We start from the raw sequence: 14,951 nt of genomic DNA, 5'->3' as shown, positions 1-14,951 counted from the left end.
GCTCTAACACACTAAAACCTGATGCAGTTAATTTTTGCAGCCAAAGATGCTCGCTTAATAAAGGAGAGGCATTTAATCGTTGCGCGTCACGCGCTTGCCACCAGCCATCAAATAAACCAAAAATAAAATTTAAATAAGCCTGCTCTTGCACTGCCTCATTTAACAAAAACACACCCTGAGGCTTGAGAATCCGCTGCAATTCCTTGAGGGTAAGGTCTAAATCATTGGCTAGATGGAGTACATTAGAAGCCAGAATAGCGTCAAAAGAACCATCAGCTAATTCTGCTAAATGATTCATATCCAAATGCTCGCATTGCAAATTAAAGCGCACTTTGGCTTGTAATTTTTTTCCTTGATTTAAGAAAAAGGAAGAGACATCCGTATAGTAATAATCAACCTGCTCATAGTGATTCAGCACATCCATTAAGGTTTCCGTAGTTGCCCCCACACCAGCCCCCAGCTCAAGGATTTTCACTCGTTTGTTGGTTGTACGGAGAAACTCACCTAAATACTTTGCAATCTGCTGATTACATTTCCTTGATTCAGGGCTTTTAGCATAAAGAGCAAACAATAAATGAAGCCCTTGTTCTGAAAAAACAATCTCTGCAGGCGCCTTATTACCCGTTAATATTGATTCATAGTTCAAATAACAAAGATAAGCTAAGCGATAATAAGCTTCATAGTCAGTGTCCTGTTGACAACAAAGCTCCAGCAATTGATTCAATAATTCATCATTAGGATGATGCGGTAAATCATTTAAATGGCCTACCAACCGTTCATACTTAGGTATCACCTTGTTTACAAAAACTTGCTTTTTCCGTAAATCATGAACCAAATGAGAAACGAATTGATTCACTCCCTCTAATCCTTTTTTTAAAGAGATAACCGATACGGCCTTGGGATTTGTTCTAACAGAATGAAACCCACTGGATCCCGCAGACAAGTCGCGGGGCGCAGAAGGGTGAGAGCAATTACCTTCACATTTATGTTGAATTGCAAACTGTACGTACTGACTGTTTAAACCGATTTGCAGCGCCTCAAGTGCTTGTTGTGTTGTCAAAGGAATAAAACCTAAACTGCGTGCTTTTTTAAGGTAAAAAGAATCCGTAACGGCACCCACTTCTTGCCAAATACTCCAATTAATAATCTTAACGGGTAATGCCGTTTCTTTCTCTAAGCGCAGACAATAGGCATCAAGCGCATTGCTTGCCGCTGCATAATTTGCCTGACCTGCAAGACAAGCACTGCTCTGCATGGAAGAAAAAATCACAGCGGCGTTCACTTTAGTGTATTGATGCAACTGATAAATGAAATAGGCACTGAATAATTTGGCATCCACCACACTGCGAAATTGTTGCCAGGTCATGGAGTCAACTGTGCTGTCATGCAGATGCATCACCAAATTAAATACAGCATCGATGACTGGATATTTCACTTGCAGATACTTAATCAGCAAAGCACATTCTGCTTCTCGGGTGACATCTGTTTGAATAAACTCAATCTGCGTGCCATACGCCTGTAACAATGCACGTCCCTCTTCATTGAGAGGACTACGTCCTACAAGAATCACCTGAGCTTGATAAGATTTCATCAAGAATTGCGCCAACTGACGTCCAATTCCTCCCATACCACCCAGAATCAAATAAGTCCCTTGGCTTATGAGAAAATCATGCGCGTCACAATCCGTCGCTAAATCCAAAGTATTTAACCAATATTGTTTATTTTGATAGTAAATGGTTTGATGTGGCCCTTCATAAACTCGTTCCACCACCGATAATTCTAAAGGGATATCGATTATTAAATGTTTGAATTGCCAATAGGGTATTTCTTTAGCTAAAGATCCCAACAAACCACTGACCATGGCGACTTGCGGATGGTGGGCTTCAACAACATAAGAGTACCAATCAATATAAATATCTTTTGTAAACAAGGCAGTGCTTAATGCACTCTTTAATACATCAAATAAAGGCTTAACAAACTTGAGAAGATCATGATTAAAAAGACTGGTCTCTAAATGAAAATCAGGTATCTTCGGATAGATAATAATGTAATCCAGCTCAGGATGGGCAGCTAAGAATAATTGGAACTCATTGGGGTCAAAGTGATCCAGACTGTAGCTCAAAATCTTATTGTTTGTTTCAAGCTGAATACTCATCTGCTGAATTGTTGCGGCAAAATATTCTGCATAAATCATTAAGATATTTTTTTTGTACAAAGGTTGATGTTTCATTTCTGCATCAACGTTCAATTCCTTTGTCACATACAACAAGTGATTCTCTTGATTTTTAAACCATATTTTTTTGCGTTCGAATGGATAGGCTGGAGTAGCATGCACACCCAATACGTCATTAGAATTAAGCTCATGGGTAAATACCGCATCACCAGCAAGATAAGCTTGCGCCATGGACTGGTAACGGTCATCAATATAGGCTGCAGTAGATGACTTGAGCCAATTCTGCATGTGTTCAATCAATTGGTGTTGATTATGCCATTGAAATAAGACCCGATAACGGTGGTGTACTCGTCTTTTTTGTAAGGTAAAACAGAAACTTTGTGGCTCAATATGATCGGTTTTTTGCAACCAATCGATATAATTGTTTACCAAAGCCTTCAAACTTGCCTCATTGGCTGCAGAAAGAGGAATCAATGGCACAAAAGTAGTTGTATGTTGTGGTTTGACTGCATCTCCTTGTTCTAAAACGACATGCGCGTTAACCCCACCAAAACCGAAAGAACTCACTGCCGCACAACGCGGAATGAATTCGCCTTTGCTTTGGTTTTCTGGCCATGGATGAGTTTCTTGACTAATCGTTAACCCTGATTGCTGCAGAACCAGATAAGGATTAATTTCAGACAAATTCGCTTGCCCAGGAATCATTTGATGTTGGAACATCAACAAAATTTTTATTAATCCCGCCAATCCTGAAGCAGGTTCCAAATGGCCAATATTTCCTTTAACCGAACCCACCTCAATTGCTACATTTTTATCGGCAACAAAATTCTTTAAACCTTCCAACTCAATCGGATCACCTAATGGAGTTCCCGTTCCATGAGCTTCAATATAACTTATACGTGATATATCAATTGAGTTATAGACTTGCTCATAGAGTAGTTGCTGTGCTTTTGAACTGGGTGATGTAAGTGTATTGGCTTTACCCGTATGATTGGCGCCACTGCCAAGAACTCGCGCATAAATTGTATTATTTTGTGTCTGTGCCAACGATTGCTTTTGAAGAAGAATAACAATAATTCCTTCTCCTCTAAGGTATCCATCTGCATTTTTATCAAATGGCTTGCAGGCGTTCGTAGCAGACAACATCCCTGATTGAGTGAATGCGTTAAAAAACTCATCGTCCAGTAATAAGTTGACACCACATACTATCGCTTGATCAATCTCTCCTTGTTTGATGGCTTTCACGGCGCGATCTAGAGCATATAAACTGCTAGAACATGCCGTATCTACTGCTTCACTCGGTCCAGTTAAATCAAAATAATGAGATATTCTATTAGCCAGTAAACTGTGTACTGTGGCAACTGGAATGTAGGGATTATTAATTTGGTAACGGGTCAATAACTTAGCATAATCAAAAGTTGACGCGCCTACATAAACACCAGTAGCAGAACCTTTTAATTGTAATGGATTGATTCCACCCATTTCTAAAGCATGCCATACTTCTTGCAATAATAATCTTTGCTGAGGATCCATCACCATTGCTTCAAGCGGAGAAAGATTAAAAAATGAGGCATCGAATGCATCGACACCATCAATAAATGCTCCAGGATGTTGTTGCATATAGTGCAACCGATTCGCTGGCGTTTGACTAAAAACATTTCGTTGATTTAATAACAATTGCCAAAAATCATTCAAATCCTTACATCCTGGCAATAATGCACTGTAACCGATAATAACTGGGTAATTTTCCTGAATCTTATGATCATGCCCTTGCTGACATCCCGCGACTTGTTCGCGGGATCCAGTAATCTCACCATCTTGCTGGATCTCGCGAACAAATCCTGCGCCGCTTGGGCAAGTTAAGTCGTGAGATATCGCTTTGGGGACTTGTTGTTCATAGAATTCAATAAACTCAGAAACCGTCTTATAACCAAAAAAAGTTGCGGGAGTAATTGCTAAATCATGAGCATCATTCAAATGATTTGCCAATTCAGTAAATAAAATCGAGTTAAAACCAAGATCACCAAAAGATGAGGTCACATCAAAATGATCTTCAAGCTCCAATACTTTTTTAATGGTGTTGATTACAAAAAGTTTAAATTCCATATGTGCTTCAGACCTGTATTGTTTCGCTGATTGCGAATGATTTAATTGCTGTAAAATGAGTTCTGGATCTCCTTGATGCGCAATAATTTGCGGCCAAGGTAAAACGGATAAAGTTTCCAAAATACGGCATCCGGTAGCATTGCTAATTGCTTGCATGCCCCACTCTTTTTGCATACGAGCTAAAACCGAATCACTAACCTGCATACCTCCTTGCTCCCAAAAAGGCAAATTAATACTGCAGGTAAACCCTGTGCGTTCACCTTTGATGCGCATTGACTCACGTAAGACAGTAAAACCATCTAAAAATCCATTAGCAGCCGCATAAATCGATTGCCCAATATTGCCTAATATCGAGGAGTAGGATGACAACAAAAGAAAATGATCCAGATGATACTCCTTTGTTGCTTTATCTAAATTCAAGGTACCGGTTACTTTTGCCGCCAAAGCCATTTTAATTGATTCAGCTGATTGATTAAGGATTAAACTATCTTGCTGAATACCAGCTGCCTGAATACAGCCATTCAACCTTCCTCCTTGTTCTAAAACAAAATGAGCAATGACTGAATGCAGTGTTTCGTAATCACTTATATCAACTTGTTTGTAGCTTATGCTGTTTTGTTGTATCCAATGCTGATGTTCTGCTGATAGATTACGTCGACCAAGAAGTAACACGCGAGCTTGATATTGAGTTACCAGATACTGGGCTATAATTTTTGGAATCGCTCCAATGCCCCCCGCAATCACATACACACCCGATTTTTTAAATAATAAGCGCGTACTGCTCTTCTCTGGGTTGACTGCATGATAATATTGGGTATGAAAAAAGCCTTCTTGATTTACTTTAACCCAAGTAGGCAATTGGCTTTGTGCAATCAGTGGCAACAATTGAGTACTAAATTCCCAAGGCAAAAGAACCACACTGTAGTGCAATTCAGGAAATTCAAGTCGTGCAGTACGTAAATAAGCATGAACTGCTTGTGCGTAAACTGCAGTTTCTCGAAAATCATCAAAACACAAAATCAGGTTTAATTTTTTTCTTGACTGTAAAGCGTCCTGTATATTTTGCAGTAAACTAATGAATTGCGGTGAACCTTGCACCTGATTCACCAAGATTATAGAACATTCTGAGTCTGTGCTTGGTCTATCAGTTACTTGCAACCACCTAAGAGTTCTGTCCTTTGCTCTATCACAATGAATACGTTGCCAGGATGGTTTAAAATAATGGACTGGTATTTTTTGTGGAATAATTTGCTGCTTATGAATAGGAATCATACAAAAGCCCACAATGTGGCTTACCAAATGATGTTGTTCATCAAAAATAGAAATGTCATAACGTGGAGAAAATTTTCGTTGGGATTTGTCTTCAACAACGACATAGAGTGTAGAAGTCCACACGTGAAATAAATTCAATGCCTCAATTCCATGTGGAATATATACCTGATCTTCAGGTAGGTCTTCTTGTAACACCGAGACACATTGCAAAACACTATCAAACAATCGCGGATCCAATGTAGGATCCTCATGAGATTCTGAGAGAGTTAATACAGCAATTGCTTTATTTTTATCAGGATTAATCCGAATTGTTTGTACACATTGAAAAGCTTTGCCATGATACCAATTGTTTTGGCGAAATTGAGCATACATGTCTTTCACGGAACAATCATGAGTATACTCAACAGTAAATCGCGCATAGTCCTTACTAACAGTCCGCTCATCTAAAGAATAATAAATGCTACTCGAATGCAATAGCTCCCCAGATAACTCACACACCGTGTGGCTCTTTTCAGGTTTAAATTGAATCTTAAATGAACTCTTGTCCGCGTGATGATCCGCATAAATGGGATGAAGCCATTTTATGTCACGAATGCTGATATTGGATATCTTATTTTTATAACGCAAATAAGCTTGATAACAAAAATAAATATGTGCAGCACCAGGTAATATCGGACGTTGATGCAATCGGTGTTGCTCAAAATAGTACGCTTTAGTTTCCAGAGATAAGGGGTATTCGTGAATAGCCACTGAATCAGTACGTGGAACGATCCAATGTCTTTGCTTGTTAAAAGAATGCTGTTTTGTATTAGGCTCAGGAATAATCGGATAGTCTTGTAAAATAACATGTGCATTGGAGCCACCTGCACCAAAAGAACTTAGCGCACTAAAACGAAATCCTTTACTGTGTCCCCAAACCGTATTTTTTTCTGGGATAATAAATTGTGTTTTTTCAAAATGACAATGCTCATTCAACGGCCAAGCATTAACCGCAGCAAAAATTTCTTCATGCTGATATTGTAATAAAATTCGCACTAATCCTGCTAAACCAGCACATGCTTCACTGTGGCCCATATTACTCTTAATCGAACCAATAAATACTTTATTTTGATACACATCACTCAATGCTTTAATTTCGATTGGATCACCTAAGACTGTTCCTGTTCCATGAGCTTCAATATATTTGATTTGCGACGAATTAATTTTTGCTTTTTGCAATGCAGAAAGGATTACTTTTTTTTGGGCTTCAGGATTTGGCACTGTATATCCGTGCATTTTGCCCCCTGAATTGAGTGCACTCGATTTAATTACTCCATAAATTTTATTGCCTTCGGCAACAGCTTCACTCAATTTTTTAATACATAAAGCCACCACCCCTTCAGCATAAACAAACCCATCTGCATTTTGAGAAAAAGTGGCATTGATGTTTTGTGCTGAAAGCATATGCAAATCAGAGAGCTCTAGCATTTGTCGTGGATGTACAATTAAATTGACCCCACCAACTACGGCCATGTTCGATTCACCAGTTAATAGACTTTGACACGCTAAATGAAGTGCTGATAATGAAGAGGAACACGCGGTATCCACCGCCATACTGGGTCCGTGTAGATTAAAACTGTAGGAAATTCGGTTTGCAGCTGACCAATAAGCACAAGAAGAATTAGCATGTTTTTGGGTAGTCCAATCCTCATTCAACCACGCATAATAAGCACCACTAATGCCGACAAATACTGCAATTTGATTGTCAGACGCAATGGGAAAAGCATTCGCATCGGCCAGAGCCGAATAAGCATTTTGCAACAGCAAACGTTCCTGCGGATCCATAAAAGCCGCTTCACGTGGAGACAATTTAAAAAAGGCGGCATCAAAGCAATCAATCTCATTTAAAAAGCTACCGCTGTAGGCAAATGAGTCATACGCCCAACGTGATTTAGGAATCGGCCCAAATGCTGTCTTGCCCTCTTGCAGCATGGAAATGAAATCATCTGATCCGGTATGCGGAAGCTGATAACTTAAACCGACTATGGCAATATCAGTCTCCCAATTATAATGTTCTAAATCAGGATTGACCTCATCAGGAACTTCAGAGTGTTCATGAGTAAATCGTTGAACCAATGCATTGACTGTATCTACCGCAAATAATTCAGCAATACCTAATTCAGGATATTGGGGTTTTAATTTTTGATATAAATCACTCAAACTTAATGAGTCAAATCCAAGATCAGATAATCGGTCATCTAATTGAATTGTTTCACTATCCAAATAAAGTGTTTGTGCCAATTGCTCGATAATCCATCTCTGATTGTTTGTCGAATGAATTGGGGATTGCTGTTCTTCGACCGGTGGCTTGTTCACTGGAGCCATGGATGCCTTCGATAAGGGAATTAACAAACTGGATTGCTTGTTTATCTTGCCCTGCCGCCTTATTTTGGCATCTAGAACAATTTGTTCCGCTGATGAAAAATTTAAACACGAACTTTGATATTCAATTTCGGTTAATTGCATTGTTTGTAATACAGAAATCCATTGATCGGCACTTAATAAAGGTGAATTGATTTGGCGTAAATGTGGGTCTTTCGCATTCCACCATCCATCAAATAAGCCAAAAACAGCAGTGGTAAAAGGCGTCTTTTCCACTAACTCATTCAATAATAAATGTCCCCCATCAACCAAGCATTCACTCAAGCTGTTCAGGGAATTTAAAATATCGCTCGTTGCATGGATAGCATTGGTCGCAATGACACAATCAAATTCGTGATAAAACTCATGCTGAGCATCCATGTGCTCCATATTAAAGATTCGAAACTCCATGAAGTGTTCGTACTCAGAAAAATAACGCTTGGCTTTATTAACCAATGCAGGCGAAATATCCGTGAAATAATAGACATAGGATTGACCTTGCATTGCTGCTAAAACAGCCCGAGTCGAAGCGCCGCTCCCAGCACCTACTTCAAGAATCTTTATTGTTCTTTGAGCCGACCTACAGTATTTTCTCAATTTACTTGCCAGAATCTGATTGGCATGATCAGCAACTGTATGATGCTCATAAAAACCTTGGACTAACTCTGTATTTCCCTGAGGAAAAATAACCTGCTGCGGCAATAGCTTCCCTGATAATAGGTCATTATAGTGTTCACATACTGCTGCAAATAATTGAAGTCGGGACGCATAATCCCCTTCTTTTAATTCATCCTCATAGCTGTTTTTTAGTGCCTCAAGTTGCTTTAGATCTTTGGCAATAAAAATAAAGTCATTATCCAAATGAATAAAATGCATTTTTTGCCAGATATGAAGTAATTCTCGGACCAATAGTTGCAAATGTTTTTGAAAAGCTGCCAGAAAGGTCGCAATGCAACAACCCTGCATGGGAAAAGACTGATTGATCTGCAGCAAGAGAGTGAGTGCAACAAATCCGTCCAGGCTCTTATTTTTGTTGATCGCTACACGAGCAATAAAATCGCTTTTTTTTGCAGTTCCGGTAATTAAAGCAACAGGCGTATTGGTGTCAATTTGCAGTTCAAAAAGTGTCATCAGTTGAGAAAAAGACAAAGGAGCTAAATTATTATTCGCCATGTACTGTGAGTAATCAGCAGATGTTGCCAAGCCAATGCCTTCGATCACTCCTAATGCGGTGACAAAACAGGGAAGACTTTTTTGTTGCGCCGATAAATAACTTTTAAAAGCCGCCTCAAAGCTGTATATCGTAGCCCCTAAATTGGGGTAATAGGCTTGGATTGAGGTAAAGACATACAGGTTGTTGGCGTACTGAGATAATTCTTCAGCAACTAACCAATGGTTGCGTTGAATGACTTGCATCAATGTCGTGGATAATGAGTTCTCACTTTGCTTAATCCACCATTCGTCATCTCGTGCAACAGCTAAATGGAAAATACCAGAAATTTTCTGTAGAGACGCTATTTGTTTTAAACGGGTTAGAAGAACTTCATCTTTATCCGGATCATAGCAATGATAAATCATCTTAGCTTGTTGCAACTGGATTTTTACTTGTTCATTCAATTGGTTATAGGGCTTGCGACCCAGCACATAAATTTGTGCCTTGTAGTGTTCTTGGAGATAGGCGCCCAGTTTTAAGCCGATTCCACCCGCTCCACCAACTAAAACATAGATTCCTCGGTATTCAAGGCCTTTATTTAGCACCCTAGGAAATTGTAAAGTGACTTTATCGTATTGATAAAATTTTCCCTGAAAATCAATCACCTTAATGTGAAGTGGACTTATTTCTAAATTAATCGCTTTTACACAATGAGTGACTAATTGGACTTCTGCAGAAGAATAAAGCTTATCCAGCTGCAGGTAAATCACGCGTTGTTTTTTAACTTGAACACCGCATGTTATCGTGATTTGCCGTATCGCTTCTAATACATAATGGATTGGATTTATATCCGGATAATCAATCGTGATCCAAAGATCTTGCCTGAATAGCTCATTTAAGGAAAACTCAGTCCAATGAACCTGTTTCAGATGAGACAATTCATGATGATTGAGACATTTCACTGTAGTTTGTAATGCATCGAATTGTCTTCCTAAAGAGTTTTCTCTGGTTTTGTAACTAGCTGTTATAGCTTTCTTAAAATAAGGCTTACGCTCAAAATCCATCGTCCCTAAATAACGTTCAAAATCGATAACAAAACCCATAAGCCATAACTTAAGAACTACCTCATCACTTAATGTCAAGGCGTCCAGTTTGTTCGCTTGATCGAGATCAATACAGATATGTTGCCCTTCTTTAAAATGAAAAATACATTGATTAGAAACACTACTCTGTGAATCGCAGATTAAGGTCAATATCGGTTTATAGTAAGCACTTAATAAAATAAATAAATTAGCTTCAGAAATTGTGGTTACCCGCTCAATTAATCTGCTCTTAAAAAGATCGATAAAAACAGAATCTCTCTTTAATAATAATAGGACCTCTTCTGGCAGAAGAAGTTGCTGCTCAAGCATAGCAATTAGTTCAACCAAGGCAGCAGGAAAACGGTTTAGTAGTTCTTTTTTTACCGCGCTTAATTCCCATTTATTAATCACGCTAACTCTTGCCCACAAAAGAATAATTATTATTTGATGATTTATAATCCCTTCATCTAACAGTAGCCCTGCATCACCTTGCTCAAACACGGCAATTAATTCGGGATCGAGTAGATTTTGCAAAAGCGCTTTAAATGTATATTGATGCTGGTACAGCGCCATACTTTCAGCAATAAGTCGATTCACCTCCGATGGGTCGATTACCAAACCATCAATAAGTTCCAATACATACTCATCTAAATCACTTAAAGCAGGATATTGTTCACCATCTAATATTAAATGTGTTTGCATCTTTTGATTGGCTTGCAACGCCAGAGACACAGCATTTCCAAAAGCCTCAATACAACGAATATCAGGTAAGAAATCATAAATCAGATTAATCCAATATTCCGGCAACCGTTCAGAAAAAGTATGCTGCATGTAGGGTCTTAAGTTAACTGCACCCTGTGCACAACAACCAGGAAGAGTGATAAAGTCATGATTCAATGACACCCAATTAATGGACTCATCATGATCATTGAGCCATCCTGCTTGGCGAAAAGAAGGATGGTGCTCCTGGGTATAAATTGAGTTTAATGCCAAATGATACTTTTGCTTCTGTAGAGCATAATCCTCAGAGAGCGTCACTCGTGCTTCCAAATCTTCTTTGGTCGCTGCGCTCAGCAATAAAGGTAATTTAAAGGGTTCTTCTGTACGAATCGGTGAGCGCTCAGGAACTGTTTGGAAAATCGCATGCGCATTTGCACCACCAAACCCAAAAGAACTAACCGCAATTTGCGAATGATTATAAGCAATTGATTCTGTATTGATACTTAAAATTTCTGGTAATAAAAGATTAGCTGCATCAGATAGTATATGAGGAGGAATTTGTCGTTTTTTTAAAATAAGAAGACACTTAGCAACGCCTAATAAACCGGCACCAGCCTCCATATGCCCTAAATTTCCTTTAATAGAGCCCACAAAGCAACCAGGATAATTACGACTTAAGGCCTCAAGTTCGATAGGATCACCAAGATTAGTCCCTGTTCCATGAGCTTCCACATATCCTACATCGAGATTCAAACATTGCTTTTTCGCCAAATGAATGAGTTTTGATTGTGCCGTCACACTTGGAGCAGTCATCGTGCTTGTGGTTCCATTGTGATTACAACTAATTCCTGCAACAGCTGCTAAAATGGGAAGATTTAATGAATCAGCCTTTGCTTTTGAAGTAACGAGCAAAGTAACCATGCCTTCCAAAGGTAAATACCCATCTGCTTGCATCGAAAAAGTATGACACCAACCACTTCTCGAGAGCATTCCTGCTTTTTTGAAACTTTGATGCCTCAAAGCACTATCGATGTAATTTACACCAATAATAAAAGCAAAATCATTTTGACCATACTTGATACTGTCACACGCATCTTTTAAGGCAACTAGAGAACTAGCGCATGCTGCGTTAATACTTTTACTCTCTCCAGTAAAGTTAAAACAGTGCGAAACCCGATTTGCAACACTGGCCTCACAATTATTCAAAAAAAAACGACTGTCACTTTCCACCATAGTGCTTGCATAGGTATGCAAGTTATCAACAGTCATCACCCCTGCATAAACACCCGTAGTTGCCTGTTGCAACTCCTGTCGCATAATGCCGACCTGTTCCAGACAAGTATGTACTCCATACAAAGCCAATTTCTGTTGAGGATCGATGTGAGCGATGTCTTTTGCGGTGAGATTAAATAATTCTGGAGCAAAGAAGTCCCAATCAGAGAATAAATTGGCATAGGTCATTTCATTCTCACTATGCCACATTCTTGAGCCATCTACAGAACAACGTGTTTTTTTACCGGCAACTAAAAATTGCCACAAAGCTTCCTCATTTTCAATGTGTGGAAGTCTTAAGCTTAAGCCTATCAATACAGGAGTCGTATCTTCAAGAGTATGAGTCTTGTTTGAAACTCGCGTTAATTCCTGGTCCATTCTGTTCATCTAACCTGTCTGATGAATGTGCAAAAAAGGAGGGAATATAGTCCGTTTTAAACCCTTGTTGATACGTCTTTAAATGAGAAATGAATTGTTTGTCCGTAAGCAAATTCATGGCTGCTTTTACAAACATTAGAGCAATATAATAACGCCCTTCATTTGTGTTTTTATCAATTTTTAACTGAAATGGATTAAATTGATTAAAAGGTGGCAAATTACTTAATATACTTTGATCAGTTTTCAAATCATAACTTGTATTGAGTCCAAGTGAACAAATAGCATATCGCAAATAAACATAAGCTTTAGTGATTTGGTAAGAAGCTTCATCCAGTGCACTAATTCGCCCTTTCTTGTATGCAATATGCAGAAAAGCTTCTTCTAACGCGTTTAAACGTAAAAAATTCGCGATTGTTGCCACATCAAAAAGCGGATTACCAACCCGAGCAAATTCCCAGTCAATTAACGAAAATTGATTCTCTGCCGTTTGAAATAATATATTCCAGGGATTCATGTCATAGTGACACAAACTGGCTTTAGAATTTAGACTTAATAAATAATCTAAATCATTAAATAGAGAGATAACCAAGGAAAAACCTTCGAACTTAGAATTAGTTTCAGCAAGATCTTTTACCCTGGACTTTAATTGCAGAAATTTATCGCTTTCTTTACTCACTTTTTTTTCAGGTACTTTGATTGCATGTAATGCACTAATCACTGAACCAAGTGATGCCAATCTATCCAATGATTTATCTAGTGGCCAACGGGGATCATTCGCTACAAATTCATATATAGCTACTTTTTGTGCTGCATTAAAATAAATCATTCGTGGACCAATGCCCATACACGATGCGGCTTGGGCTGCATACAGTTCCACCCATCCCTGCGCACTGTCCTCTTCTAATATTTTAATGACATATTTCTGATTATATGCTTCCACTAGGAAGTTCTGACAAAAGGGGGATAACCCTCCGTTCAGTTGTTTTATAACCCCTACATTCCAAGGAAGAAACGACTGCACTACTGACTTTAAACGAGTGGCAATCGCCTTAGAGTTACTGATTACCTCTACTGCCCCCTCAGGGAGCAGTTCTTTGGGTTTCACAATCTGTTCATCTACAAATAAACGCCAACTGCGGCAGACCAGACGAAGAGTTTGAATTTCATCCTTACGGAGATATTTTAAAATTCCTCCCATAATAAAATAAGGAACTTGTAACTCCCCAAAATTAAAATCTTTTGCTGGCTTGCTTACGCTCCCTAATAGCTTGTTGTTAAGTTGTCGCTTAAATTGATAATCATTAACGGTTTGCATGGCTTGTTTGATGAGCATCACACTAATATAAAACTTGCCTAAATCACTTCCTTTATCGACTTTCCCATCACTAGGTTGATATTCATTAAATGCTGGAATTGATCCAATTTCAACATGACTCACACTTAAGGGATCCTTTATATTTGCTGCAAAACAAATTGCAAATCGCAGAAAAGCAATTTGTTGCATGCGCACATAATGCAAATACTCTTCACTGCTTGGTTCATGCCCCAAATAATGAGTTAAAAGAGACTTTGCTGCAGGGGGCTTTAAACGTAATGTGGCAACTACAGTAGCTAAATCCAAGAAAGGGTCATTTAATCCAGCACATTCCCAATCAATAAAATAGAAATTATCTGGAGTTGCCAGTATGTTATTGGGGTTAACATCATTGTGACAATAATGAGTTTGTCTTACCAAAGACGACAAATAATCCAACTGCATCAGTGCATATTGTTGCAAGAAAAATACAGGTGAGGCTTTAATGTAACTTTTTAAAGTCTCTCTACGCTCAGTAATCAAGGTAGAACTTTCAATTTCCGCTCGCTTTTTGAAATGAGGTCCGCTGTGTATTACTGCAAATTTTTTTGCAATAAGTTTCAGCTGCTCATCATCAAGTTTTCCAGTAATTGAAGGATCATTTTCTACATAACGCATGATCACAACACCTGAAGAAAAATCAAAATACTCTACTCCAGGAGCTACTTTGCTGTGCGCGAAAAAAATTGACGCAAGTACTTCACGGGCTCGACCTTCCTTATGTCTTATATGACGCAATACAAAACGTTCATCGCCCACTTGTACTAAATAACTGTTGGCCCAAGGAGAAAATCCCTCTGTCAAACGCTTTATTTTGATCGGCGATTGGGGGATGACAGGCAGAAAAGCTTCAATATGAGGGCGTAACTCAGAAACATCAGTTGAGTCTTGTGCCTCAATAAATAATTCAGAACCCTCATGGGTCAATAATTCTCTCCAGCTTTGATTTACGAAACTTAATTTCTTTTTATCTTCTGAAGGTACATAACGAACTATCTTTTGAACAACACTTAAGGGTAAAGAAATATCAAAAAATTTCAT

General features: G+C 38.7%; 2 protein-coding genes (1 of these 2 cut by a window edge). Both read right to left on the bottom strand.

What is annotated here, in order from left to right:
- Positions 1-12,556, bottom strand: partial view of an SDR family NAD(P)-dependent oxidoreductase gene (locus tag OQJ26_RS18430; protein ID WP_265705157.1) — the 5' portion only. The gene continues 455 nt to the left of window position 1, outside the view; 12,556 of the gene's 13,011 nt are visible here — the first part of the coding sequence; it begins with the start codon at positions 12,554-12,556; its stop codon lies off the left edge, out of view.
- Positions 12,510-14,951: a phosphotransferase gene (locus tag OQJ26_RS18425; protein WP_265705156.1), complete on the bottom strand. Its 2,442-nt coding sequence runs from the start codon at positions 14,949-14,951 to the stop codon at positions 12,510-12,512. Before OQJ26_RS18425 ends, OQJ26_RS18430 begins: the two co-directional genes overlap by 47 nt.

The sequence above is a fragment of the Legionella sheltonii genome (assembly GCF_026191355.1).
In the GTDB taxonomy this organism is placed as follows: domain Bacteria; phylum Pseudomonadota; class Gammaproteobacteria; order Legionellales; family Legionellaceae; genus Legionella; species Legionella sheltonii.
The sequence above is the reverse complement of the archived record's forward strand: the minus strand, read 5'-3'. Positions and strand labels throughout refer to the sequence as shown.

Bases quoted from the DNA above. Each gene is read 5' to 3' on its own strand.
- OQJ26_RS18425 (WP_265705156.1), bottom strand. From the start codon at position 14,951: ATGAAATTTTTTGATATTTCTTTACCCTTAAGTGTTGTTCAAAAGATA.